Annotated in this window: 27 protein-coding genes; 20 read left to right on the plus strand and 7 right to left on the minus strand. The window is 45.5% G+C overall.

Annotated elements, in window-relative coordinates; all coding sequences use genetic code 11:
• Positions 1–58 precede the first annotated feature (58 nt).
• Positions 59–1282, minus strand: a complete 1224-nt coding sequence (locus ACJJIT_RS18850) for an alginate export family protein (protein ID WP_444899322.1) — start codon at positions 1280–1282, stop codon at positions 59–61.
• A 141-nt stretch (positions 1283–1423) separates the two neighbouring features.
• Positions 1424–2725 carry an MFS transporter gene (locus tag ACJJIT_RS18855; RefSeq protein ID WP_444899323.1) on the minus strand — a complete coding sequence of 434 codons (1302 nt, stop codon included), beginning with the start codon at positions 2723–2725 and terminating at the stop codon, positions 1424–1426.
• Positions 2726–3133: 408 nt separating this feature from the next.
• Here ACJJIT_RS18855 and ACJJIT_RS18860 point away from each other — a divergent pair, with 408 nt between their 5' ends.
• From ACJJIT_RS18860 to ACJJIT_RS18880, 5 genes are all read left to right on the plus strand, one after another.
• Entirely contained in the window at positions 3134–4609 is a 1476-nt protein-coding gene (locus ACJJIT_RS18860) for a NarK family nitrate/nitrite MFS transporter (protein ID WP_413664018.1), read from the plus strand.
• Positions 4610–4711: 102 nt separating this feature from the next.
• Positions 4712–6484 (plus strand): protein kinase domain-containing protein, encoded by a 1773-nt coding sequence (locus tag ACJJIT_RS18865; RefSeq protein ID WP_444899324.1) that lies wholly within the window; start codon positions 4712–4714, stop codon positions 6482–6484.
• A 442-nt stretch (positions 6485–6926) separates the two neighbouring features.
• Positions 6927–8381, plus strand: a complete 1455-nt coding sequence (locus tag ACJJIT_RS18870) for a caspase family protein (protein WP_444899325.1) — start codon at positions 6927–6929, stop codon at positions 8379–8381.
• Positions 8382–8464: 83 nt separating this feature from the next.
• On the plus strand, positions 8465–9202 hold the full coding sequence (locus ACJJIT_RS18875) for a DUF4393 domain-containing protein (protein WP_444899326.1): 738 nt from the start codon (positions 8465–8467) through the stop codon (positions 9200–9202).
• 15 nt (positions 9203–9217) lie between these two features.
• Positions 9218–10006, plus strand: a complete 789-nt coding sequence (locus ACJJIT_RS18880) for a hypothetical protein (RefSeq protein WP_444899327.1) — start codon at positions 9218–9220, stop codon at positions 10004–10006.
• 102 nt (positions 10007–10108) lie between these two features.
• Here ACJJIT_RS18880 and csrA read toward each other — a convergent pair whose 3' ends face one another.
• A complete protein-coding gene (gene csrA / locus ACJJIT_RS18885; protein WP_444899328.1) occupies positions 10109–10297 on the minus strand; it encodes a carbon storage regulator CsrA in 189 nt (62 codons plus the stop codon).
• 1444 nt (positions 10298–11741) lie between these two features.
• On the opposite strand from csrA, the gene ACJJIT_RS18890 reads away from it, so the two are divergent.
• The 15 genes from ACJJIT_RS18890 to ACJJIT_RS18960 all read left to right on the plus strand — a co-directional run bounded on the left by ACJJIT_RS18890 (position 11742) and on the right by ACJJIT_RS18960 (position 20593).
• Positions 11742–12281, plus strand: a complete 540-nt coding sequence (locus ACJJIT_RS18890; RefSeq protein ID WP_444887733.1) for a hypothetical protein — start codon at positions 11742–11744, stop codon at positions 12279–12281.
• Complete coding sequence (locus tag ACJJIT_RS18895) at positions 12278–12460, plus strand: hypothetical protein (RefSeq protein WP_152450517.1); 183 nt, start codon at positions 12278–12280, stop codon at positions 12458–12460. The genes ACJJIT_RS18890 and ACJJIT_RS18895 overlap by 4 nt, the downstream gene beginning before the upstream one ends.
• The gene (locus ACJJIT_RS18900; RefSeq protein ID WP_444899329.1) at positions 12450–12590 is read left to right on the plus strand and encodes a hypothetical protein; all 141 of its coding nucleotides are present in this window, start codon (positions 12450–12452) and stop codon (positions 12588–12590) included. Before ACJJIT_RS18895 ends, ACJJIT_RS18900 begins: the two co-directional genes overlap by 11 nt.
• Before the next feature lie 134 nt (positions 12591–12724).
• Positions 12725–13030 (plus strand): hypothetical protein, encoded by a 306-nt coding sequence (locus tag ACJJIT_RS18905; RefSeq protein WP_152450515.1) that lies wholly within the window; start codon positions 12725–12727, stop codon positions 13028–13030.
• Positions 13031–13231: 201 nt separating this feature from the next.
• Positions 13232–13756 carry a hypothetical protein gene (locus ACJJIT_RS18910; protein ID WP_444899330.1) on the plus strand — a complete coding sequence of 175 codons (525 nt, stop codon included), beginning with the start codon at positions 13232–13234 and terminating at the stop codon, positions 13754–13756.
• Positions 13757–14269: 513 nt separating this feature from the next.
• A complete protein-coding gene (locus tag ACJJIT_RS18915; protein WP_444899331.1) occupies positions 14270–14647 on the plus strand; it encodes a hypothetical protein in 378 nt (125 codons plus the stop codon).
• A 315-nt stretch (positions 14648–14962) separates the two neighbouring features.
• A complete protein-coding gene (locus tag ACJJIT_RS18920; protein WP_444899332.1) occupies positions 14963–15268 on the plus strand; it encodes a hypothetical protein in 306 nt (101 codons plus the stop codon).
• A 210-nt stretch (positions 15269–15478) separates the two neighbouring features.
• Positions 15479–15703, plus strand: coding sequence for a hypothetical protein (locus ACJJIT_RS18925; RefSeq protein ID WP_444899333.1), 225 nt, complete (start codon positions 15479–15481; stop codon positions 15701–15703).
• Positions 15704–16687: 984 nt separating this feature from the next.
• The gene (locus ACJJIT_RS18930) at positions 16688–16951 is read left to right on the plus strand and encodes a hypothetical protein (protein ID WP_444899334.1); all 264 of its coding nucleotides are present in this window, start codon (positions 16688–16690) and stop codon (positions 16949–16951) included.
• A gap of 107 nt (positions 16952–17058) precedes the next feature.
• Positions 17059–17685: a class I SAM-dependent methyltransferase gene (locus ACJJIT_RS18935; protein ID WP_444899335.1), complete on the plus strand. Its 627-nt coding sequence runs from the start codon at positions 17059–17061 to the stop codon at positions 17683–17685.
• Positions 17686–17760: 75 nt separating this feature from the next.
• Entirely contained in the window at positions 17761–18150 is a 390-nt protein-coding gene (locus ACJJIT_RS18940) for a VOC family protein (protein WP_252084102.1), read from the plus strand.
• A gap of 275 nt (positions 18151–18425) precedes the next feature.
• Positions 18426–19217: an MBL fold metallo-hydrolase gene (locus tag ACJJIT_RS18945; protein ID WP_444899336.1), complete on the plus strand. Its 792-nt coding sequence runs from the start codon at positions 18426–18428 to the stop codon at positions 19215–19217.
• A gap of 472 nt (positions 19218–19689) precedes the next feature.
• Positions 19690–20040 carry a hypothetical protein gene (locus ACJJIT_RS18950; protein WP_444899337.1) on the plus strand — a complete coding sequence of 117 codons (351 nt, stop codon included), beginning with the start codon at positions 19690–19692 and terminating at the stop codon, positions 20038–20040.
• Between the two features lie 11 nt (positions 20041–20051).
• Complete coding sequence (locus ACJJIT_RS18955) at positions 20052–20210, plus strand: hypothetical protein (protein WP_444899338.1); 159 nt, start codon at positions 20052–20054, stop codon at positions 20208–20210.
• On the plus strand, positions 20201–20593 hold the full coding sequence (locus tag ACJJIT_RS18960) for a type II toxin-antitoxin system YafO family toxin (protein ID WP_444899339.1): 393 nt from the start codon (positions 20201–20203) through the stop codon (positions 20591–20593). The genes ACJJIT_RS18955 and ACJJIT_RS18960 overlap by 10 nt, the downstream gene beginning before the upstream one ends.
• A 268-nt stretch (positions 20594–20861) precedes the next feature.
• Here ACJJIT_RS18960 and ACJJIT_RS18965 read toward each other — a convergent pair whose 3' ends face one another.
• The 4 genes from ACJJIT_RS18965 to narH are packed head-to-tail and all read right to left on the minus strand — an operon-like array spanning position 20862 to position 24737.
• A complete protein-coding gene (locus ACJJIT_RS18965; RefSeq protein WP_444899340.1) occupies positions 20862–21686 on the minus strand; it encodes a peptidylprolyl isomerase in 825 nt (274 codons plus the stop codon).
• Between the two features lie 55 nt (positions 21687–21741).
• The gene (narI, locus tag ACJJIT_RS18970) at positions 21742–22431 is read right to left on the minus strand and encodes a respiratory nitrate reductase subunit gamma (protein ID WP_444899341.1); all 690 of its coding nucleotides are present in this window, start codon (positions 22429–22431) and stop codon (positions 21742–21744) included.
• A gap of 4 nt (positions 22432–22435) precedes the next feature.
• Positions 22436–23170: a nitrate reductase molybdenum cofactor assembly chaperone gene (narJ, locus tag ACJJIT_RS18975; RefSeq protein ID WP_444899342.1), complete on the minus strand. Its 735-nt coding sequence runs from the start codon at positions 23168–23170 to the stop codon at positions 22436–22438.
• Between the two features lie 19 nt (positions 23171–23189).
• Entirely contained in the window at positions 23190–24737 is a 1548-nt protein-coding gene (narH, locus tag ACJJIT_RS18980) for a nitrate reductase subunit beta (RefSeq protein WP_252084095.1), read from the minus strand.
• Positions 24738–24739: the final 2 nt, after the last annotated feature.

Genomic DNA, 24739 nt, shown 5'->3' on the forward strand with positions numbered 1-24739 from the left:
TTTTATAAGTAAAACCCCGGCCAGAGCCGGGGCCTCGCTATAGAGCGGCTTTATTTAATTAAAAATTGGCGGTAACCATTAACCAGAACTTGTCGGTATCCACGTTGTGATCGTCAGCCTGGTAAGAGGCGTATTTCACCAGTGCAGAAATATCCTCTGTCAGCTTGCGGCCGTAGCTGATATTCCACTCATGGCCATAATTTGCGGAACCTTCATTCGCATCAAAATTGTGATAGGCCATATTCAACTTGCCACCCACAAGTTTCATAGCACCGCTGATATACATATCTTCAATGCCTTCACCTGGAGTCACCAAGAACTGGTCGGTGAAACCTTGGAATTTATGCAGGGTAGCCAGCGGCGTTTTGAAACCAACGCCATTATCAGAGCCCAATACTTCATAACCGAGTTTTGCGGTTACCGGGCCCAGGTCTGCGCCAACTTCCGCCAGATAGTAGTCGGCATTGTAGTCGAAGGGGTTGTCCCCGGTATCGTCCTGGCGCGCGTAGCTTAGATTAGCTTTTACAGGGCCAAAACTTCCTTTGTAATCCACCCCATAGGTGCGGCTGGAATTATTCACGAAATTTTCTAAATCCAGGCTGTAAACAAAACCGCTGACTTTATGGTTTTCGGCCACCGGGTAGCTGGCGTGGAGTAGCTGGATATTGCCTTCAAATTCGGCGCCGGCGCTATCTTCACCAAAAACCCGGTTTACGTTGTACACGTAGCTGTAGTCCAGCTGCAGGCTGTCGGCGCTGCCATACTGATAGCGTATGCCGTCGTAAGTCTGCTCGTTCTGCCTCCAGCCAACACCGCCAACAAAGCGCTGGCCATCGAGGTTAATACGCTGGCGACCAGCAGTAATTATGGAATTTTCTCCGTTATAACGGATATAGGCCTGGTTAACCTCGGTGCCATCTGGATCGGCCACTACCGGGTAATTAGTTTTACCATTGACGGTGGAGTTGTAATTGTCGTTACCGACTGCAGTAACATCGTCCATCTCAAGAAAACCACTGAAGCCGCGGTAGCTGCCGCTGCGCCAGTTGAGGCGGGTTCTCAGAGTGGACGCGAGTGCATCCCCATTAATACCATCCTGGTCATAATCTTCCTGATCGACGATCTCTACGCGATAACGCAGATTCAACCCGACTTCACCGGATTTAAGCGCGTCGACAAGAGTGGCATTTTCACCATCCTGCGCAGCGGCCTGCAATGCGACTGTGCTGCAGGCCCCCAACAGTAAAGCACCGAAAATTTTGGGAAATCTGGAAATGGTCATTACGCTTTTCCTTTGCAACAACGGAGTGACAGTGACAAATTACAATTTTTCAGACGTGGTTGAAACCACAGTTTTTCTCGGTAGAAAAAATAAATACTTCCTACCCTTTACACACACATAATTCCATTTTGGTAGTGGGCGCTACCTATCTGGCAAAGCCGCAGAATTACTCGCATCCTCATGCAAAAAATTATTTTGCCTGGCGAAGGCCAAACGCTGTTGATATTGCTCCCTCTGGATTGCCAGATACATTACCAACATACAAACTGCCAGCACGCCGTAGAGCAACATAAATGCCGCACTGTGAATACCCACTAAATCCTGTGCGATACCAAACAGGACCGGCAAAGTAAAACCACCCAGCGCACCGATTGTGGCTACAGTGCCACCGACACTGCCCATATGTGCCGGAAAATTATCGTGTAGCGCCTTGTAAACTGAAGCGCGACCAAACCCCTGGGCAATACCAATTACCAGCAACAACAGGGTAAACAACTCAATGCCCACCTCGATATTTAGATGCACATCCCGTTCCACCCCGTGAATCGTCATACTGGTTGGGGGGTAACTGAGAAAAAACAGGCATACCAAGCAGGTCCAAAACACACTCCAATTCACCGTGCGCGCACCATAGCGATCTGCAAACCAGCCACCCAGCGCACGCAGCGAACTGGACAGGGCCACAAACAGCAGGGTCAGCGCCATCGCCACCTGGGTACTGACTTCGTACACCGCCAGGTAGTAATTCGGCAGCCACAGTAAAAGTGCGAGAAAGCTGCCGAAGACAAAATAATAATAGAGCCCATAACGCCACACCTTGATCTGCATCAGTGGTCTTAGATGGTGCTGAATTTTTGCCTTGTTGCGACTGCGCATATAGCGGGTTTCTTCAGGTGCACAAAATTCGAATAACACCACCATAAGCAAAATACCAACCGCATAAATCGGCCCAATCCATTCACGCCCCAGCCAATTCTGGATCGCTGGCGCCAGGGCCAGGGTGATAGCCGCCCCGGCATTGCCTGCACCAAAAATGCCCATCGCGGTGCCCTGCTGCTTCCTTTCGAACCACGGATTGATATAGCGAATACCCAACACGAAGGAGACCCCGGAAATCCCCAACCACAAACCGGCCAGTAGGTGCTCATCGTAACTCTCGATATAGGGCAAGAGTAAAAGCACCGGCAGCAGCAATAGCATTTGCAGGAGGATAAGTTTTTTTGCCGAGAAATATTCCACCAACAAGCCGGCGGGAAAACGCAGCAGCGCACCGCTCAGGATCGGCGCGGCCAGTAAAATGCCGTATTCTGTGGCTGAGAGGTCTAGCTGCTCGCGGACTTCCACTCCAAGCACCGCATAGAGTGTCCACACGGAAAAGTTCGCAGCAAACATGGCCGAGGCAAATATCAGCACACGCCCGGCGAGTTGCTGGGTATATTGCACGACGGGCTTCTCCTATTTTTTCAGTTTTCGGGAAGGTTATTTAGTCACCACATCGGCTGCCCGATCAATGCGCACCGGCTGCGCCGCTACGAACGGATTGAAAAGAGCAGTATTGGTAAAGGCCACCTGCCAGCAAGATGCATAAAAACCCCAGTAATCACAATTACTCCCAAAAACTCTCCGCTCATAAGACGATTTTTTATGACTACTCAACAAGGGGTAAACCTTATTCAATAGGCAGCAGCTCCCCTTAAAAGGCACTACCCCAAATGGGCTAACACCAAGCAGCAAAGCCTTTATTCAGTACCCAACTACCCCCTTTGTGTACTTTCCCTGTAGCGATGCTCAAATACTATCGGCCATGACCCTATCCACCTCTAAATTTCTGAGAAGCCGGAGAAAATAGTCATGAGTCAATCCAGCGGCCTCAATTTATTTAATTGGGGCGATCCCAAAATAAAGACGCTGCACGTTACTTGGTTTGCGTTTTTCCTGACTTTCGTGGTGTGGTTCTCCCACGCTCCGCTGATGGTCTTTATCAAGGAAGCGTTCGACCTCACCAGCCAGCAAGTAAAAGCCCTGTTAATCCTCAATGTGGCACTCACCATCCCCGCCCGTATCATTATCGGTATGCTGGTGGATAAATTGGGGCCGCGCCTGGTGTACAGCGGGCTGCTGATGACCTCATCTTTAATCTGTTTGGGCTTTGCCACCGCAGACAGTTATGAATCCCTGGCCCTATTCCGCTTCCTGCTGGGATTTGTGGGTGCCGGCTTTGTAATTGGTATCCGCATGGTGGGTGAATGGTTCCCAGCCAAACAAGTTGGCCTGGCAGAAGGTGTTTACGGCGGCTGGGGGAATTTCGGTTCTGCTGCCGGTGCCATGACCCTGCCCACCATCGCCCTGCTGTTCGGCGGTGAAGACGGCTGGCGCTATGCCCTGGGCCTCACCGGCATCATCGCCGGCCTGTACGGCATCATCTACTACCGCGTTGCCCGCAACACTCCTAAAGGTTCCACTTACTTCAAACCGAAGAAGAGCGGCGGCCTGGAAGTGACCAGCAAGCGGGATTTCTACTTCTACCTGCTGATGAATGTGCCCATGTACCTGGCACTGGCAGCGCTGGCTTACAAACTGTCTCCCAGCGGCGTAGCCCTGCTGAGCCAGAATGCCACCTACGCAATGTGGGGACTGCTGGTAGTACTGTTCGCCTTCCAGACCCGTATGATCTGGAATGTAAACAAAGACCACCTGCGCGAAGGTGTGCCCGAGCTGGAGAAATACAACTTCAAGCAGGTAGCCATCCTCGACCTGGCCTACTTCGTCACCTTCGGCTCAGAGCTGGCCGTGGTTTCTATGCTGCCCCTGTTCTTCCTGGAAACCTTTGAAGGATTGAGCCCGGTGAAGGCCGGCCTGCTCGCCTCTGGCTTCGCCTTTATGAACCTGGTGGCTCGCCCAACCGGTGGATACTTCTCTGACAAACTGGGACGCCGCCGCAGCCTGATGTTCCTGATCGGCGGCCTGGCAGTGGGTTACTTTGTACTGAGCCAGATCAACGGCGGCTGGTGGATTCCCGCTGCGGTAGTTGCCACCATGTGCTGCTCTTTCTTCGTGCAGGCCGGTGAGGGTGCCGTATTCGCCGTCGTACCCCTGGTGAAGCGTCGCATGACCGGGCAGATCGCCGGTATGGCCGGAGCCTACGGCAACGTGGGTGCGGTTACTTTCCTTACCGCCCTGTCCTATGTCAGCTACAGCCAGTTCTTCCTGATTATCTGCGGCGCAGCAGCGGTGATCTTCTTCGCCTGCCTGTTCCTGGAGGAGCCCAAAGGCAATATCGCCGAAGTGCTACCGGATGGCACAGTGCAGCTGATCAGCGTGGAGTGATCCGGAAAGCAGTTATCCAGCAACAAACGCAAAGGAGGGCCAATGGCCCTTCTTTGTTTTTCGCCGTTGGTCTGAGGGGACAAAAAGAGAGTGGAGAAAGCTGTGAGCGAAACCAATTTCGGGGTGCAAACAGAAACCGAGGCAAACCCCGAAGCCCAGACACCGCGATTGAGCCACGGCCTCTGCACCAGTGCCGGCATCAAACCGCAAAATGAAGATGCCGCAATCTACCACTGGCCAGACAACCCGCACTTGCAGGAATACCTGGGCGCAGTCGCCGCGCTGGCAGACGGCGTCAGCTCTGCCGAAGCCGGCGCCCTCGCCAGCCACACCGCCACCGAGCAGTTTGTGCGGGACTATTACAAGGTGCCTGATACCTGGTCTGTCGCCCACGCCGGACAGAAAATCCTCGCCTCCATTAACAGCAAGCTATACCGCAAGAGCCACGACTTTCCCCAACAGGAAAAGGGCTTCCTCTGCACCTTCTCTGCCCTGATCTTTAAATCCCGCACCGCCCACTACTTTCATATCGGTGACAGCCGTATCTATCACCTGCGCGGCGACAACCTTAAATGCCTCACCCGGGACCACAACATCACCCTGGCCCATCGCCAACAGATGCTATCCCGCGCGCTGGGAATGGATACCGGCCTGCAAGTGGATTACGGCCAGCTCAGCCTGGCTAAGGACGATGTACTGCTGATTACCAGCGACGGCGTGCACGACTTTATCAAACAGGATTTGCTGCGCGAGCTGCTGGCAGATACCGAAATAAGCGAACAGGAAACAGCGGAAACCCTGGTGCGCCTCGCCGAGGAAAACGGCAGTGACGATAACCTCTCCGCATTAGTGGTAAAGGTAAAGGCATTGCCACAAACCACCCTGGACGACTACAGCCGCCAGCTTACCCGCCTGCCCTTCCCACCGGAATTGGAACCGGGCATGGTATTGGATGGTTACCAGGTGGAACGGGAGCTGTTCTCCTCCCAGCGCAGCCAGCTGTACCTGGTGCGCGACAGTGCCACCGGGGAAATCCTGGTAATGAAAACTCCCTCGGTAAATTACGAGGACGATATCCACTATATCGACCGCTTTATTCAGGAAGAATGGATAGGCCTGCGTATTCGCAGCCCCCAGGTAGTGCGCCTGCACCGCCAGACCCGCCCGCGCACCGCGCTCTATTACCTGATGGAGTATGTGCAGGGCAGTACCCTGGAGCAGTGGATCACCAATAACCGCTTCCCCAAACCGGCGGAAGCGTTTCGCATCCTTAAGGAGATTGCCACCGGGCTACAGGCCTTCCACGATCAGGAAACCATTCACCAGGATTTGCGCCCGGCCAATATCATGATCGACGGCGACGGGCGGGTAAAAATTATCGACTTCGGCTCAGTTTATGTAGCCGGCAGTGCCGAGATTTTCCGCCCCCTGGAACACCCGGAAGCGCTAGGCACCGCCAGCTATTCCGACCCCCACTATATCCTCGGCCACAACAGCGGTATTCGCGGCGATATCTATGCCCTCGCCACTATTGCCTACGAGATGTTTACCGGAGAACTGCCTTACGGCGAGGAAATCGAGAACTGCCGCTCCCACGCCGACTTCGAACACCTGCGCTACCGCACCGCCAGCCAGTTTAATCCCGTAGTCCCCATCTGGTTCGACCGCGCCCTGGAACGGGGATGCAGTATCGACCTGGAACAGCGCTATTCCACGCTGACAGAGTTTATGCGCGACCTCGCCAACCCTAACCCCGATTACCTAAGGGAAGATCCTACCGAGAAAGGGGATGCCTCTTTGTTTTGGAAGATTCTTTGTGGGATTTGGGTGGCTACTTTGTTGGCAGTGGCGGCGTTGTTTTCGTCTAGTGGTTGAGGCAAGGCTAACGGTACGATAGTACATTTTCAAAAATGAAATGACTCAGGATACCCAAAAAGCGTACTACAGCTGGAGGCAATTTTAGGTTGATATCATCATCATGTTTTAGTTTGTAATCTCTGCAGACCGCAAAGAATTTGATAATCTTTTATATCGTGCATGCTAAGGATCAAATGTAACCTCCCATACCTATAGCAACAGATTCAATTCTTCATTTATTCTTAATATCTCAAATCATTAACCAAGATAATTAAAGTAAGAATTATCCCATCTGACCTATATACACTAGAGTGTTTTTTTACCAATAGTGATTTATGTTTTTCTATTCAGCATGCCTTATCATTCTTTGGATATATCCAAAAAAGATATAATGCAGTATATTTTTCAAATTCGCTGTTACGAATATGAGCCAGTATCTTTAACCTAGGAAGTAATTAAAATGAATTTAGGAATTGTAGTTGGTGTTAGTGACTATATGAATGCATCCAAACTACCAGGATGTGAAGCAGACGCCAGAGCAGTAAAAATATTATGCGACCTGACAAACAAGTGCAATGATATTTTGTACATTACAGAAAACACAGAAAGCCAAAACGTTAAATCAAAAATCGCTGCATTTATAAAAAAGTATGAAGATGAAGAAGTTAAGGAAGTAATATTCTATTTTAGCGGTCACGGATTATTTACAGATAATGAGTTCTTTTATGTGTTAACGGATTATTCAGAAAATAGAATTAGACAAACATCATTAGAAAATAGTGAACTTGACAATCTTTTAAGGAGCCTGAATGCAGAAGTCACCGTAAAAATTGTTGATGCGTGCCAATCTGGAACAAGGTATGTCAAAGATCCTGATGTTTTCAGAAAATATCTTCAAGATTCAGAAAGCGGCTTTAAAAAGTGTTATTTTTTCTACTCATCTCAGAATAATCAGTATTCATATCAAACCTCCGAGATAAGTGATTTTACTCACAGCTTTTTAAATGCATTTATTGATCGTCCAGAGCAAGAGGTTAGATACAAAGATGTTATGGACTCATTAGCGGATGAATTTTCAGGAAACAATAAACAAACACCCTTTTTTGTAATGCAAGGTAATTACACTGAAATTTTTAGCTATATTAGCCAAGAGGTTGCCAATGAACTCATTAAAACAACTAAAATCAATAATTACTCTGAAGATATAAAAGATACACAAAAAACGTTGGTGCAACTAGTTGAGGAAGAAGCTAATCTTTATTGCGAGAAAGATGAAGCAATTTCTTGCGTAGAAAATATAGAGAAGGTTGTACAAAGTTATAGCTTTAATACTGAAATAGACGATCTATTTGAAATAATTATATCTAAAGAAGTCGATGCCCAATTCCCTGTACCAACTGAACATATTGGAAAATCGCTAGAAAGCAACACTATTGATTATATGGCTAAGATCAATAAAGAAAGCCGTGTTCGCAAAGTTCCTAAAGCCGGAAGATTTGCAAGCCTAATAGCTGCAGGTGCATTTTTAAATTCACAAGAGGTACCTATGGAAGATGAATACTATCAAGTGGCTATTGGAGCTGAGTCTACCGTAGAGCTACCGTTTAAATTTTTAATGGTTAGATTTAAAGCAAAGTACCCTAATGTGAATGATACAGGCTGTATTATTTCCCCTTTCGTATCTCAAACAAAGATTAATTTATTTTCAGCTTTCTATACATACAGAAATCGCGAGTGGGATGTGAAAACAATAAACCAAAAATCAGTAAAATGGATTGATTTTGAAGAATTCATTAAGAAGCCTGAAGAGTTGAAAGTTAACATTGAAGTATTACTTGAGGAATTTTCTTCTTTTTCAATTAAACCAATAAAAAAATCATTTAATCTATTAGAAGTTGCACAGGAAGGTGAGTAATAGCAAAGGTGGAGAACCTGAGAATTATTTTCACATTGATTCCTACCCGCATAGCACGATCAAACACCAAATGAATTTTTAATATGAATGACGAAATAAAAAAAATAATTACTGATATTATAGACAGTAAAACAGCTAGCAAAATTTATGATGATGGACTAAAAAATTCAGTATCTGAAACAGGAAATGTCTTAACTGATACTATTAAAACATTGAGATTGTTTTCTGCGCCGTTACAACTAGCAGCAGCTTATCAAGACAGGCTTTCTGTATGGATTGATCGAACCATTAGAAAGGTACCGGCGGAAAATAGAATACAAGCAGCACCAGGTATAGCTGGACCAATATTTGATGAGCTTAGATATTTAGAAGATGGAAACATAATATCAGAAATGTATCTAAGCCTATTAGCAAAAGCTATTGATAAAGAAAATATTAATTTAGCTCACCCTGCATTCGTGAAAATAATTGGCCATCTTTCTCCAGATGAAGCCCTGATTCTTCACCATCTGAGGAAGAAACCGTATGAAGAGCACTACCATTCTGTTTATGACAGAGAAGGTAACAGGTTTCATGGCAAAGAAATTATCTATCAAGAATTTCCTACTGATGAGCTAATTTATCCAAGTAATTTTTATGTTTACACATCTCATCTTATGTCATTAGATTTGGTTAAATTTCCAGTTTATAAACAGGAACCGACATTTGAGGATACGGAGCAAACTCTTCAAAACGGTGAAACTGGCTATGCTTACCTTCACCTAACGGATTTTGGGCACATGTTTGTTCATGCCTGTGAACCTTCAGTAAATTCTGGATGAACTTTATATTATAAGGTGCTCCAGCGCAGCTCTGATGCTTTACCTAGCCAGCAAATTGCAATTCATCACACTTTTTATAAAAAAAAGACTTTAATTATGATTAAGATAGATAAAGACTTAGTTGATCCAGTTGTTGAACCTAGTTCTGAAAAAGCACATCGGATCACCAGAGCAGCCGTCTCTGGAATACCGGTTCTTGGAGGCGCCATGGTAGAAGCTTTCAATGCACTTATAGAACCCCCAATGGCACGTCGAAGAAGCATATGGATGGCTCAGGTCACGGAAGCTATTAACGACCTTTACGAGAAGGGAATTATTACAGAAGAAAACCTTCAAACAAATGAACAATTCTTTACTACTTTAGTACAAGCAAGCAATGCAGCTATGAGAAATCACCAAGAGGAAAAGATAAATGCTTATAGAAATATAGTACTTAACTCAGCTTTGCCTGGAGCGCCAAGTGATACTCTACAGCAACTATTTCTTAATCTTATAGATTCTTTCACTTTATTGCATATCGTACTACTTAAGCTATTTCAAGGGCCACAGGAGTGGGCTGCGGCCAATAGCCATCAATTTCCTAATTGGACGATGGGGAGCATTTCACATGTAATTGAGAATGCTTATCCTCAGCTAAAAAATCAGAAAGCCATATATGAACTTGTTTGGAGTGAGCTTTATCGTAGTGGATTATTTAATACAGAGGGCTTAAACACTACTATGAGCGAAAATGATATGTTTGGAAAACGTACTACAGCGTTAGGCGATCAGTTTATAAGTTTTATCTCAAGCCCAAATCTTTGATATCATACTTAGTAACAAGTAAAGACACCGGAAGTAAAAACCGGTGCTTCACTGCGGTTTTGTTGTAGATGCTTTAAGCCTTCTATATCTGCAATCAATTTTTCAATAATTTCGACCTCCCAAAACTCGTTCCTTTTGCAAACGTATAAATATTTCTTCACGGTGAACGGGTAGAGATTTGGGAGCACGTATTCCTATCTTCACCTGATTGCCCTTAACTTTCAATACAGTGATTGAGACATTGGCTCCAATCCTTAAGTTTTCACCAGTCCGGCGCTTTAAAATCAACATAGTTATTTCCTACTGATACTCAAACCATGGGTAAACCTTCTCTGATGGAAGGCTGAGAAAGTAACTTTCTGAGGAAATAGGGGGTGGTGCGCGGGAACGGTAGGCATAGAAGAAGAAAAGGCAGGCACAACGCTTCCAGAGCTTGGGGAATCGCACCAAGCCGCTGAATGTACTCCACTTTATTGAAGACGAGCGGGTTTCTAGCGTATGATCCATATAGCCATTTTGATAATTAGCGTATCAATTTGGTTAGCTGGCCCCTGGTGTTGCTGCACCTTGGGTCAGCGCCTTTTACTAACTCTTACGTCACGCTACCGTTCTCCTGTGAGAAGATGGTTCTTTAGAAAATTCTTAGATGTCTTGCTTCTCTCGAATCCCTTTGGTCCTTGGGCATCGGCCTTCCAAAGGCCACCCAATTCCGGCCAAAATACCAATAAATATCAATCGATTTTACGCAGCTTTGACACTAAAACAAACTGAATAAAATCCAATAAAATCATTTTAGTGCCTATATTTTTATGCTCCTTAGCTTAGATAATTTGCGTTATCCATAAGAGTGATGGTTTAGATAGTTACTCTTTACTCGCTTTCACGTGAGAACTAAAAGCAATTAATTATTAAAGCCGCCACTCAATGTGTCTTTCTTGTGTCGATAGAAAATATCCCAATAGCCTAGGTATTGCAGTGAGACATGTAGGGTTGTCCCTTTTTAGTCGCGATGCCACTCTCATAAAGCACTTAAAATCCCATTTAATCGGTACACTTGTTCCTATCTCTACATAGGTGTTTTTTCGTCTGTACTGGATAACTTACCGATTGATATATCGGCTCTAAGTATAGTTATTTGCCATTTTGGCATTGATCGACAAGTGATATGATCCAGCTTCAGTTGAGCACACTATTAAAGCTCTTTGGCAGGAAAGCATGAACTATAGAAATCTACTGTTAAAAAGAGGGTTTGGTTTCCATTAGCAATTCGTAGCTGATGGAGATCCATATGGGGTATTTTCGACACCCTAAAACCAAGAACGAGATGAAGCAATACTATGCTTCGTTGGAAAATGAACTAGAGATCCCAATAAAGATTAGAAACCGTCGTCAACCAAAATGTTTACCAAACACTTGGGATGACTATTTTCCTAGTAATATCTCTAATCGTAATTGGAAGCTTTTTCGAAGGAACCAGTGGAAGGGGTAGTTATCCACTTTAACAGGACGCTCCTGCTGAAAATCATAAGCTCCAGCTTTGACTCTACTTATGTTTTCAGCAGAGCTTGGTGTTATATACAACCATGATTCAATTTACGGCGACAGCCATCTTGGGCACCATGAACTGCCCAAGCAAATCTAGAAACTGGATCAAACTTTTCGGCATCTTACCAACTAAGAGAAAATAGCTCTTCAAATATAGTGGAAATATTTTGATTTAAGTATAGGAAATACTATGGAAGATTCAGCTTTTCACAATTACCCTTCTGTTATTGGATACTACCAAGCGCTCAGGGAAGAGGTTTGGTCTATTACACAGGAATCATGGCCCCAGACATCAATAAAAGGCATTAGTTTGAAGACAGCAAGACTGGCTGACTCTTGGAAAGAAATGAGAGGATCTAATCTAAGATCTTCGAGAGCCAGTTGGGACTGGGAGCCAGAATTTAATGCATATCAGAAGAAGCCAAAAAGATATGAAATGTCAGTTTGGTTTGAGAATCAACTTTGCGGGCTTTGTTATGGATTTGCATCCAAGCATGGTACAAAGGTAAGAATGAACCTTATCGAATCTACACCGGTAAGACCAAATCCCTTGGGAGAAGGTGTCTTTCCAATATTATCTTTTGGAGCTACGGTTTATGCCAACTTGATTAGTGCTGACGAGGTTTGGGTGTTAGACCCAGTAAAAGGTGCAATTGATTACTACGAAAGCCAAGGATTTTCAGCGCCTGAGATTTACCACGGAAAAAGAGTCGGGATGAAAAAATTATGAGTGGCTATAAATTCTCACAAGAAGAGAAAGACCGAATCAATAAGATTCGATCAAAGATGAAGAAACATGCTGAAGAAGTGAAAAAGAAATCAAAGGATACAACAATAGAAGAACCATCGGGAAAACAAACGAATCCAACTGAAATTGACCGTATGAGAGATCGAAAAAATGACGATTAAAAACAAACAGATTAGCAAGGAAGATATTAGAAAGTTTGTTGAGAAAAACAAATCTAAAATATTGAAAGAAGCTAAAGAGGTTGAAACAGCCATAAAGTCAAATAGATTAAAGAACCAGCAGAAACTATGAATCTTATACATAGTAGCTCTAGTTAATCGAGAAATAGAAGAGACTGAATCTTCTGGACCACCTTTAAATCCGGTAAGATCTAAGGATTGATTTTATAGCTAGCTATCGCAAAGGTTAGAATCTGTTTCTTATCCATGATTACTTATAAATTTCCTGAAGAAAAAGAATACGCGGAATTTTACGCGAAAAAGTTAGATGATGAACTTAGCCTGCAATTCCTTCAAAATGGCATTATTTTAAACAAGTCTCAAGCCGAGCATATCTGTCGTTTCTTTTGGGCTATGGTAGATGCATCAATTGAGGACGAAAATAACGGAGTAAAGCTTCAATGGAATGAAGGAGCTGAATTTTGGAATGAAAAAATAATGAACTCCATTTCGGCACACCTTGAAGCCTTAGGCTATGAAGAAGAGTGGGAAAACGAAGTCGATAAGCAATAGGCATAGCTAGGAAGGATAGAGCGCGCGCGGCCGCGATCTATCCAGATGATGAACGCCATCAGCCCATCAAGACGACAGCGTCTATGAGTATTAATGATCTTCAGAACAATCAAAACCTTGACGATATATATGCTAACTAAATGAAGAAGATAGCGAAATCATTTTTAGTGAAGTTAATTTTTTATACGTAGTGAACATCAAATGAAAAAGCGCAAGAAATTACTTTGGTTCAGCCTTAGTGCTGTCTCTTTAATTGGAGTCGGATTCATACTTGGAATGTTTGGCAGTGCCCTAAAGCCTCCAGCAAATGCTGGTGAACTATCTCCTACTATAGATGTAGCTGATCTAGAGCCGGGTGAAATACTTACTCGGGATGTAAATTATGAGGCGGGAGGGAAGTGGGGCTTTAGATACATAATTTATAAAAACTATGAGTCCGAAATCACAGTTTTTGGCGTTCCCCTCAGAGAAGGCATGGTAAATATGCCAGATATAAAGTGGTGGAGGTGGGGCACAGAATGTAGGAATTTTGGGCCGACCATGAAAAATGGTAAGGTAGTCCCACAAAGCCAGTTCAAATGTCATGATCACGAATTAAATACGTGGTTCGCCAAAGAAAATGTCTGGGATCTTGATGGGAATAACCTCGGCAAATATACAGAAGACATGGAAAGAGTAAGATTTTCAATAAAAGGTTTTGACCTTATACTACATATGTATTATTAGAAAATAAATCTACCCAGTCTGTCATAGAGCTTTTTAATGTCTGACCCGCTTCATTACGCGAGAAGTACAATTAAAAACTAATATGGGAAGAACAAATTATTTAGTGTGTAGACTTAGTATCGCGATGCTATGTGGGTTCATCTCATATTTGCTAGTAGCGACCTTTCCAGCCCTTATTGCTCCAGGATTAGCAAATTTTTATGGAACACTAGGACTGTATTTCCTTTATACAGCCGTTGCTCAGTTAGTAGGGTTGTTATTTGTGATATTTAGGAGCAAGCGAGTACTGAATATCGCAAACCTAGTCTTAACCTTCATGTGCTTTATACCTGTAATAATTTACTTTACAAAAATAGCTCCAGATGGCCTAAACTAATAAAATTGGTACGATCGAACCTTTTCTGCTGAACAACTGTTGCTCTGCTGCTACAGAATTTACTGTAAGTCTTGAGTATTCCATTAGGAAGGTAAAGGTACTATTATCCAAATAGATCCTGTTAACGGTTGTATGTAATGAAAGCAAAATTACAAGAATTAGTAAATGATAAACCCATAGAGCAAAGCCCTCATTATCTTCTGAGTCAAGAATTAGAGTTCGAATTTTTAAAGTCCAATTTATCATTTGCGATGGCATTTATAGGCGGTATTATTACTCTCAAAACTGCTCTTGGTATTGATACACCTATTTCTGAAGGGTTCACCTACTCTTTGACCGCCGCCGTCTTCTCAGCGCTACATGCCTTTCAAGCACAGCAAGAATTAATTGATGACCTACGTAATGGTCGAATGCCTAGTAAAATAAAACGCCTGTTTAGACGTTACCCCGGACCTGTCCTCCTTGGGTTAGCTTTCGGATATGCCTTTATCTATTTCGAAAACTCACTGCACTAACTGTACAAACTTAATGAATTTTTTAAGCACTCCGTTTTAACCGAGTAATTAAGATAGGGGGCATGGAGAATCTGACTTAATCTTTGATCCCCATAGGCTGAGGTACAAAGAATATTACGGGTTAAGATGTTAGTGGTGTCCAGAACTATAGGGCTACCAAGCTGAAGACTTTATACATATAGCCAACGATGCCTAAGAGAAGGTCACAGGAGAAGAGTTTCCATATGATCGCTTTATTTCATGGCAAGCATTATGTTCAAACAAGACAATCAAAAAAATTAGCCACTTGGTAATTTAGTTATCATGCGAAGAAAAATGGACAAAAAGTTACTCGGCCTGCTCCCTGGTACAGGTATCTATGTCTATATCCTGGCAACTCAAGAAACTTTAACAGTCTCCAGCGTATTTGGATGGTTGGCTTACTCTATAGCCATTGGCTCTATGATATTCTTTGTTATGTTCGCCCCCTATGGTAAGCAGAGCTCGTTCACAGTCTTTGGCCGAGAGCAACGTTATAGGACTCCAGTACCCATTATCCCAATGAAAGTAGCACTCAGTATCCTTGGGGTTATAGTAGCCTCTTTAACAATCAGTTTCGTTCTCTACCATATCAGCCAATAGCCACTTAATAAGGCTTATAAGCGAGATAATTTATTGCATGGCCCACCCCTTCACCACACGCTATACACTATGACTGAGTTCTTGCATAAGTTTGCATGCTTCGATTGTCAGGTCGCCTTTAAGCGCCAGGCTAGTGAGGATGCATCATCTGGCTCAGCACATCAGTCTGATTCGAACATCATCCATAAGTGTCCAAATTGCGGTCATCGTATGGCATTTATGGGGCGTAATTTTGCAGCACCATCAAAAGCAGACTCTTCTGCTTGGGAAGCAGCAAAGAGATTATGGGAGGCTGGGTTTCGTTTTGTGGGTAGCGGCTATCATAGTGACCCGGCACTACCTAAAAGTAAATCTGGCATCTCCGAATTTATTGATAATAATCCTGCCCACAAGCAAAAGGTTGGTAAACAGCAACGGTGGGCAGACTATACATAACAAGCGCAGCCTTATATTCCACCCAATTTCAACACCGCCTGTTGGCGACACGCTTGCAACAATTTTGTAACAGAATTCTCGTTACCTATCTTTCTTGCTACGGCTAACGCACCAATGAGCACTGTAGTTACTGATAAAATACATCTTCGTCGCAATCAACATAGCTTTTAGCGTATTCCAAAATTGCTTTGTTCATGCCAGCGTAGACGTTTGCCTACATTACTTTTATTTCTTCATCATAGATAACTAAGTCCGTAGCTATATTGGCATTAGGCTACTATGTCATCGGCTGACTTCTGCCTAATCATCTTCGTCAATACTGACCGAGACTCTGCTATGTTTCACCACTTCTTTTCCCCGCGATGGTGGCTAGCGGGTTGGGCCTACTTATGAGTCAGCGGCCATGCTGACAGCTTCATATCAGTAGGTTACACAGATATCCCTAGATACGGGTGTGACTTTCACTACACAACTGCATCATTTACTCTACCCATTAGATCACATGGCTTCAGTGCCCTTGACCATTTCGCCTCTAGGCTAAGCATTAAATGATGTTTCTATTCGGTAATTCGTAGTTTTGCCAGCGGCACTCTCCCCCAAAGATCTCACCATTTTGCAGTTGCCATTCGCTAGTAGTTAGCATTTAATGGAATGCCATTAAATGGTGATATTCTTACAGGGGATTTTCACGCCATAAGTTCACGCCTATGCTGGGCGTACCAAGTACTAGCAATCTGATCTCCGGCCACTGTCACCTTTTTTGCCAAAGCTCTAAAAAAAGGCGCCAGTAGCCTCCGGCAATTGAGGCGAGCGTATCTTTCATCGTAATTGGCGCTAATTATTATGCTCTTTCAGGGATCGTGTAAATGTAAGCGTTGGCGGGTTGAAGTTCAGTTAGCTGGACCACTCGAAGGTTTGAATCCGCGCATTTGCGATTGTAATTATTGCCAAGCCAACCCGTCACGTATTATTAGTGATCCGAATATGTCAGTAGTTTTCATTGGTGATGGGATTTTAACTAAACAAAATGGTGATCAGCTTGCTAATTTCTACCATTGCAAAGCTTGTAATGAACTACTAGCCGTAGGCTGCAATATAAATGGTCAACTTCGCGGAGCAGTAAATTCCAATTTATTGCAAGACGTGAATCAACTTGGCAACCCTATTCAAATTCAGCCAAGACTGTTGAGTGCTGATGAAAAGCTTGAGCGCTGGAATAAGTTGTGGGGTGTTCTTAATGGGTTTTGAAACTTAAAATGTTAAGGCTTTCGAACGCTTCGGTCCGCAGCTTGAGGCTTTAAGAGTCAGGAAAAAAACAGCGTCGATAACGCCTTGGCATTTATACAGGAACTGATATGACTAGGTCTGATAAGTTCTGGGATAGAAAAGCAAAGGAGTATGCTAGGAGCCCTATTTCTGACGAAGCAAGTTATCAGAAGAAGCTCTCAGATACCCAGAAATTCTTTACGCCTGATATGAATATTTTGGAGTTTGGTTGCGGAACAGGGACTACAGCGATTTGCCATGCTCCACATGTGCAGCATATTGAAGCGGTGGATATATCTGAAAATATGCTTGAGATTGGCCGAACTAAGGCCAGGGAAGCCTGCATCGATAATATTAGATTTACCAGAGGTACATTAACCGAATTCAATGCTGAGCCTGCAAGTTTTGATGCAGTGTTGGGTTTAAATGTTATTCACTTACTACCAGATAGAAGCGATGTTTTGGCAGAGGCCGCTAGAATCCTCAAACCCGGTGGTGTTTTCGTAAGTAGTACCGTTTGTATGGGTAATTCCTATATACGGTTTATTAAGCTCTTAGCACCTCTGGGAAAATTTATGGGCTTAATGCCCGATGTCTTTATTCTAACAAAAGTAAAATTAGAGAAAGAAATTCAAGACGCTGGTTTTACCATTGAAGTTCTATGGCAGCATGGAATGCATGACATGGTAGTTTTCATTATTGCACGTAAGATATGAATGATCTTTCTAAAACTTCGTTATGTCTCCAGAAATAAAAACCATACTTAGATACTTAACAGTGAGGATACTCAAATGAATACAAATGCAGTTTGTTGGTTTGAAATTTATGTAAATGATATGGTTCGTGCAAAGTCATTTTATGAAGCTGTTCTCAAGCAGGAGTTAACTCGACTAGACAACCCTGACGAAGTAAAAGACTTCCCTCAACCCGAGATGTGGGCATTTCCAATGAAACAAGAGCCGGGTGCAAGTGGAGCAATTTGTAAAATGGAGGGTGTTGAAGCTGGAGGTAATAGCACTCTAGCGTATTTTGATAGCGAAGATTGTTCTGTTGAACTGGCCAGAGTTGAGCCAGCAGGTGGGAAGGTAGTAGTGCCTAAAATGTCTATTGGAGAGCATGGCTTTATCGCAATAGCGCAAGATACCGAAGGAAATAATATCGGTTTTCATTCAATGAAATAGCTAGCCCTCACAAGCAAACATTAATTCACATAACTGGTTACTTAAATATCGTACATTGTCTTCATCAAGACACTAAGTTGTGCTCAAAATTAAGCCGGCTTACCCTATTGATGAAATTAAAATTAGCGTGGAATAGCTACGGCTAGCAATTATGTGCAGTTAACGTTTTTGGCTAGCCTTACCAAAGTAGCCCAATACCATCCCGTATCCAAAGTGCAACTGACAAAGCCAATACACACTAAAGAACCATTTATCACAATGCAAGAGGATTAGTTTTGAAAGGATTTATAATTCTGACCTCCACTTTATTTCTACTCACCAGCTCTATCGCTTTATCAAGTAGCGTTAGTGTGCAAAAAGTATCTGAACGCCTACATATCTTGAGTGGAAAAGAGTACGGAACGAATATTGGCTTAATATCGACGGAAAATGGATTGGTACTCATTGATCCTATGCCAGGAAATAATCAGTTAAGTGCGTTAGATCAAGCGATTCGATCAATTTACGATAAGCCTATCTCCTTCATCTTAAACACACACGCGCACTCTGACCACACAGGTGGAAACGCGCACTTTGAAAAGCAAGGTGGAAAACTGATAGAGAGCAGCTTCAATTTAGATGACCTCACTCACATTAAAGTCAAGTCTCATACAACAATCGACAATATCTATTACCATAAGGAAAGTAATTCTATATTTGTCGGTGATGTATTCGATACCAGCTGGCATCCAACATTTTATGCTGGCGGAATTAAAGGTTTTAATGAAGCCATTGAGGCCATTTTAAATCTGGGTGATGATCAAAGTTTGATAATACCGGGGCATGGCACTCCAGCAAACAAGTCATCTTTGCTTGAATTCAGGAAAAATACTTTTACATGGATAAATAAAATTCGAGAGCTTCATCAAAAAGAGTTGGGTGTGGAGCAAATAATGATTGATACACAAGTTAAGGATATTTTGGAAAAGTTCAATATAAATAATAAATCCCCATTTCTACCTAATAAAGCTTATAAAAGATTTATAGAAAGAACTATTTCAGTGATCAATGAAGAAAAAAACAGATAACAAGGGGGCTTATTAGGATAAGCTCATATTAACGCTGCCCTTTATTCTGTGTGAAAGAACAAATCACTCTAGCAAGGCTTTATTAGTTTTTTTGAAAATTGAAACCTCATTTTTACTAACTATGTCAGCCACATTTTGTTATTCTGAAAACATCACTCCTTATCCAGAAAACCTTCAGTGCATTGAGGGATATGACCCTAAATATCCAATTAGAGAGTACCGACGACCTATAGCTTGCTTTGCCCTATAGGAGAAATTCTTGACCCTCATCAAAAGCGCTTCGAATCATATTGTTAGCAACGTGTTCTAGCATCTTTTTTTCACCAGCACATTAGCTTTTGTTGGACACGCGTTCAAAATTCAATGATAACAAAGAATATCACTATTAACGGATTGAGAGCTAAACCAAAAATATGTTAACTTTACCAACTAAACTCCTAAAGCTCGAATAAAAATTAACCTGGAAATTAATATGCGAGATTTAAACTCTTTAATAGGGCCATATGCATGGTCATTGTTCATTGCTAGTGGCGAACAAGTAACACTTGTTGATCCTGAAGCAACAGTTTCAATTTATGGTGAAGGTGACTTAAGTTATTTAGTGATAGAGGTTTATATTGGTGAAGCTGAAGTTATACAGTATATGCTGGATGATACGACTGAGAACCAACCTCTGAAAAAGATACTAAAATATATAGAGAAGCTGGATTACAACATTAACAAAATTATCAAAAATCTATCTGCGATTCAATATACTGATAGTGATATCGGTGACGTCTGCAATATTGATGGGCTTCAAATTTCACGTAAAAAAATATCATAAGGAAGTAGAGAATGATTAATGAAAAGGATACTTCAAAGAAAATTATAAAAAATATTGATAATAAAACAATATCTGACAACTCTCTTAGAAAAGCAGCTGATAAATCTGAGGAACTTGTCAAGAAAATGGACAAGAAGCGTATTAAAAGGAGTTTTACAGAATGGGCGTAAAAGTTTTTACCCATGAAATTATCGAAGAGTCTATGCCTGAACTAGACCTTCAGGCTTTAGTAGTCAAATTTAAACAATATAAAGAAGACCAACATAATCCAGCGCCTTTAGATTTTGGACGCGATGTACCATACCATCGTCCCAGTTCCGCAGCAGAAGAAGAGCTAATGCACTTACATATGCGTGGAAATTTAAATTGGTCATTGCGAACGGTCCAGTTTAAGCGTACGAGTGATACACACCTTGTCTATTGTCCTGGCTGGACATATCCCGATCACTATCTTTTGATTGCGATAATTACAGATGCCCATCGAAAGGCCAACAACGTATTGTTTATGTCTAATTTGGCTGATATAGCTCGGGAATTTCGCTACGAAAACTAAAATCCTTGTGGATTCAAGCACGCTAGCTTTACAGAGGTAAGGAAACTCAACCCTTCTCCTGCACTTACCCGCGATCGTCTATCCGCATACCCTGGTATCGAATCAGGCCATTGCGAATATCGCAGATCCAGCTGTGCAAGCTGAGACGCTGACTGCGGTCTCAGCCCTGCTGCATTATTTTTGTCATGGTCAGGTTTTGCACCTGCGCCAGGACATTTAATTTATCCAGTCGCAATCGCGTGCGAACAGTTGGCGAATCTCTACCACCTCAGTGGGCCTCCCCCGATAAATCCAGGCCTGATATTTGCGCGGCCTGCACCATTTTTTGCAGGTAGTCGCTAGTCATCTGGCGGCGGCGTTTTTCGGTTAAGTATTCCTCGATTCGCTCCGAAACATATTCGTATTCCAGCGGGCAGCCCGGTTCGCAGTGTTCCACATAAATCAGGTGTACTCCGTAAGGGGTCTCCACGGGCTCTGCTACCAAGCCGGTGCCCTGCTCGAATACTGCGCGCTCGAAGGACGCGACGGTATCACCGCGCCCTACTTGGCCGAGGCTGCCACCGGCTTCGGCGGAGGAACAGGCGGAGTGGGATTGGGCCAACTGGGCGAAGGTCTGTAGCGGATTGGCATCGTTGCGGATCTGCTTGAGCATTTCCTCAGCAGCGGCGCGTGCTTTGGCGCAGGCTTCGGAGTCATCCGGTGCGGCCGGGATCAGGATATGGCGCACTTCGGCGAGGGGATCGGAGCGGAATTTATGTGGGTGGGCTTCGAAATAGGCGCGGCACTCGGCTTCACTGGCCGGGGGCACTTGCAACTCACCTTTCAAAAGATCTGAAACGGCGTGATCGAAGGCCTCGCTGTGCAAGTCTTCATCGGCCGCGCAAAGCCCCTGCCCTGCGGCCTTTTCCCGTAACAGCCAACCGATAACCAATGCCCGTGCAGCGCGGTAAATTGCTTGGCGCGGGGAGTTGGCGGTCTGGTATTGCATCTCCTGGTAAATCAGGTCTGCGGGAATTTCACTGCCGTTCACGGCCACGGCTTCAGCCAGTTCGAATTCGCGCCCGGCGGCGTCGGAAGCTAGTAATGCACTCATGACTCTACTCCACACAAGGCCCACACCTGGCGGGCCGGGTTAACGATTGCTGGGATTAGCGCGCGGCTTTGGCGCGCACTACCTGGTAATTGCGGCGGAAGTACTGCACCGGAACACTCCATACGTGCACCAGGCGGCTGAAGGGGAACAGCAGGAACAGGGTCATACCGAGGAAAATATGCAGCTTGTAGATGATATTTACGTCGGCGATAGCCGCTGCGGCGGCGGAACCATCGAGGGTGACAATGGACTGGGCCCAGGTCATCAACTTGAGCATTTCGGCACCGTCCATATGGCCGGCGGAAACCAGGATACTGATCAGGCCGAGGATTAACTGGGCGTAAAGCATCAGCAGTATGGTCAGGTCCATTTTGGAAGTGGTGGCGCGCACTCGCGGATTGGTGAGGCGGCGCTTAATCAAAATGGTGAGGCCGATAAAGCAGATTACCCCGAAGAAACCGCCGATCCCCATCGCCATCATCTGCTTGGTGGAAGCTTCAATGCCGAGTAAGTGCCACACCGCTTTGGGCGTAAGCAGGCCGACAAAATGGCCTGCGAGAATGGCGATCACCCCAATATGAAACAGGTAACTGCCGATGCGCAATTGCTTGTGCTCCAACAACTGGCTGGAGCCGGTGCGCCAGGTGTATTGGTCGCGGTCATAGCGGATCAGGCTCCCCACCAGAAACACCGTAAGGGCGACGAAGGGATAGATGGCAAAGAGCAGCGTATTCAGATAGTTCATCTTGTTACTCCTGTGGTGCGGGCTGGGCAGAATTCTGCGCGGCATCTTTGGCACTGGGGGCCCAGGTTAGGGGCTGGCCGTCGCGCAGCTGCGCAGCGCTGGGCCGCGTTATGGACTGGTCACAATTGTTGGCGCCGGTAAAACTGACCACCTCTTCCTCCCAGATCTTGTCCAGCGCCTCGGGGGTATCGTCGCGCTCCTCATTGGCGACTTCCTCTTTGAGCGCGGTCAGATCTACAAAGACTCCGGCCATCTGCAAGAGCGCATCCATCAACAGGTGATAGGGGCTCTCGCGCTTTGAAAGGCGCGCGCTCAACAGGGCAATCACATGGGTGATATCGTGCACCCAACCGTAGGCCGCTTCACCTTGGGTGGCGCAGAACTCTAAGTAGGTGGGCAGGTAATCCGGCAGTTCGCGCTCATTCAGTTCCAGGCCGGCGGCTCGGTAGCGATTCATCAGATCCACCATCGCTTGGCCGCGATCGCGGGATTCGCCGTGGATATGTTCGAACAGGTGCAGGGACACAGCCCGGCCGCGCTCAAACAAACCGTCGTATTCACTCTGCCAATCGAGCGCATCCATACGCTCGTAATGAGAGATAAACGCCAGCAGCAAATCGCGCAGGGGCTTATCCAGGTCTTCGGATTCCGCCACCCAGTTGGTTAACTCATCCAGGTGCGCCACCAGCTCATCGGACGGGTAATCCAGCAGGCGGGCGATCAGGTTTAATACTTTCATCGGTACTCTCCCCTCGGCCTCAGTCGACCACTTTGGCCGGTATCACTTCGCGCACTGCATTCTGCTTGCCGCCGAAGATATTGGTGCTGTCGTTGCCAGTGCTGCAGCCGTTTCCGAAGCTGAAACCACAGGAGGACTTCATGTCGTAGGCGTTCTCGGCGTAAGCCTTGTGGCTTGAAGGCACCACGAAGCGGTCTTCGTAATTGGCCAGGGCCATATAGCGGTACATCTCTTCTACCTGGGCTACGGTCATCCCGGCCTCTTCCAGCAATTCGCGTTCCTGCACGCCGTCTACATGGATGCCGCGCATATAGGCGCGCATCACAATCATGCGTTCCAGGGCGCGGGCCACTGGCTTTTCGTCGCCGGCGGTGAGCAGGTTGGCCAGGTATTGCAGCGGGATGCGCAGAGTGGAGAGATCGGGGATCTCGGCACCGCGCCCCACAGTGACGGTTTCCACTTGGCCGGCCTGCACTGCGTTCTGGATCGGAGACAGCGGCGGCACGTACCAAACCATGGGCAGGGTGCGGTACTCCGGGTGCAGCGGCAGAGCGATCTGCCAGTCGATGGCCATCTTGTACACCGGGGATTTCTGCGCAGCTTCGAGCCAGGCTTCGGGGATACCTTCGGCGCGGGCAGCTTCCTGGACTTTGGGATCGCTGGGGTCGAGGAAAATATCGCACTGGGCCTGGTAGAGGGCTTTTTCGTCTTCTACCGCAGCGGCTTCTTCGATGCGGTCGGCGTCATAGAGCAGCACCCCCAGGTAGCGGATACGGCCCACACAGGTCTCGGAACAGATGGTTGGCTGGCCCGCCTCAATACGCGGGTAACAGAAGATACACTTCTCGGATTTACCGGTTTTCCAGTTGTAGTAGATCTTTTTGTAGGGGCAGGCGGATACACACATGCGCCAGCCGCGGCATTTGTCCTGGTCGATCAGGACGATGCCGTCCTCTTCGCGCTTGTAGATGGCACCGCTGGGGCAGGCAGAGACACAGGCCGGATTGAGGCAGTGCTCGCACAGGCGTGGCAGGTACATCATAAAGGTGTTTTCAAACTCACCGTAGATATCCGCCTGGACCTGTTCGAAGTTCTTATCCTTCTTACGCTTGTCGAATTCGGTACCGAGAATTTCTTCCCAGTTGGGACCCCATTCGATCTTCTCCATACGCTCGCCACTGATCAGCGAGCGCGGACGGGCCACCGGCTGGTGCTTCTGCTCCGGCGCCTTGTGCAGGGTCTGGTAGTCGAAGTCGAACGGCTCGTAGTAGTCATCGATTTCCGGCATATCCGGGTTGCCAAACAGGTTGGCCAGTACCCGGTGCTTGCTGCCGATCTTGGGCTGCAACTTGCCGTTCTTCTTGCGGGTCCAGCCGCCGTTCCACTTGTCCTGGTTCTCCCACTCTTTGGGATAGCCGACACCGGGTTTGGTCTCGACGTTGTTAAACCAGGCGTACTCGACCCCCTCGCGGGAGGTCCAGACGTTTTTACAGGTCACGGAGCAGGTGTGGCAGCCGATACACTTATCGAGGTTCAGCACCATGCCGATCTGGGCTCTAACTTTCATTG

This window comes from Microbulbifer mixtoriginis (SeqCode) (assembly GCF_052467515.1).

Bases quoted from the DNA above. Each gene is read 5' to 3' on its own strand.
- ACJJIT_RS18850 (WP_444899322.1), bottom strand. From the start codon at position 1,282: ATGACCATTTCCAGATTTCCCAAAATTTTCGGTGCTTTACTGTTGGGG.
- ACJJIT_RS18860 (WP_413664018.1), top strand. From the start codon at position 3,134: ATGAGTCAATCCAGCGGCCTCAATTTATTTAATTGGGGCGATCCCAAA.
- ACJJIT_RS18870 (WP_444899325.1), top strand. From the start codon at position 6,927: ATGAATTTAGGAATTGTAGTTGGTGTTAGTGACTATATGAATGCATCC.
- ACJJIT_RS18875 (WP_444899326.1), top strand. From the start codon at position 8,465: ATGAATGACGAAATAAAAAAAATAATTACTGATATTATAGACAGTAAA.
- csrA (WP_444899328.1), bottom strand. From the start codon at position 10,297: ATGTTGATTTTAAAGCGCCGGACTGGTGAAAACTTAAGGATTGGAGCC.
- ACJJIT_RS18890 (WP_444887733.1), top strand. From the start codon at position 11,742: ATGGAAGATTCAGCTTTTCACAATTACCCTTCTGTTATTGGATACTAC.
- ACJJIT_RS18895 (WP_152450517.1), top strand. From the start codon at position 12,278: ATGAGTGGCTATAAATTCTCACAAGAAGAGAAAGACCGAATCAATAAG.
- ACJJIT_RS18900 (WP_444899329.1), top strand. From the start codon at position 12,450: ATGACGATTAAAAACAAACAGATTAGCAAGGAAGATATTAGAAAGTTT.
- ACJJIT_RS18905 (WP_152450515.1), top strand. From the start codon at position 12,725: ATGATTACTTATAAATTTCCTGAAGAAAAAGAATACGCGGAATTTTAC.
- ACJJIT_RS18910 (WP_444899330.1), top strand. From the start codon at position 13,232: ATGAAAAAGCGCAAGAAATTACTTTGGTTCAGCCTTAGTGCTGTCTCT.
- ACJJIT_RS18915 (WP_444899331.1), top strand. From the start codon at position 14,270: ATGAAAGCAAAATTACAAGAATTAGTAAATGATAAACCCATAGAGCAA.
- ACJJIT_RS18920 (WP_444899332.1), top strand. From the start codon at position 14,963: ATGGACAAAAAGTTACTCGGCCTGCTCCCTGGTACAGGTATCTATGTC.
- ACJJIT_RS18925 (WP_444899333.1), top strand. From the start codon at position 15,479: ATGGCATTTATGGGGCGTAATTTTGCAGCACCATCAAAAGCAGACTCT.
- ACJJIT_RS18930 (WP_444899334.1), top strand. From the start codon at position 16,688: ATGTCAGTAGTTTTCATTGGTGATGGGATTTTAACTAAACAAAATGGT.
- ACJJIT_RS18935 (WP_444899335.1), top strand. From the start codon at position 17,059: ATGACTAGGTCTGATAAGTTCTGGGATAGAAAAGCAAAGGAGTATGCT.
- ACJJIT_RS18940 (WP_252084102.1), top strand. From the start codon at position 17,761: ATGAATACAAATGCAGTTTGTTGGTTTGAAATTTATGTAAATGATATG.
- ACJJIT_RS18950 (WP_444899337.1), top strand. From the start codon at position 19,690: ATGCGAGATTTAAACTCTTTAATAGGGCCATATGCATGGTCATTGTTC.
- ACJJIT_RS18955 (WP_444899338.1), top strand. From the start codon at position 20,052: ATGATTAATGAAAAGGATACTTCAAAGAAAATTATAAAAAATATTGAT.
- ACJJIT_RS18960 (WP_444899339.1), top strand. From the start codon at position 20,201: ATGGGCGTAAAAGTTTTTACCCATGAAATTATCGAAGAGTCTATGCCT.
- ACJJIT_RS18965 (WP_444899340.1), bottom strand. From the start codon at position 21,686: ATGAGTGCATTACTAGCTTCCGACGCCGCCGGGCGCGAATTCGAACTG.
- narI (WP_444899341.1), bottom strand. From the start codon at position 22,431: ATGAACTATCTGAATACGCTGCTCTTTGCCATCTATCCCTTCGTCGCC.
- narJ (WP_444899342.1), bottom strand. From the start codon at position 23,170: ATGAAAGTATTAAACCTGATCGCCCGCCTGCTGGATTACCCGTCCGAT.
- narH (WP_252084095.1), bottom strand. From the start codon at position 24,737: ATGAAAGTTAGAGCCCAGATCGGCATGGTGCTGAACCTCGATAAGTGT.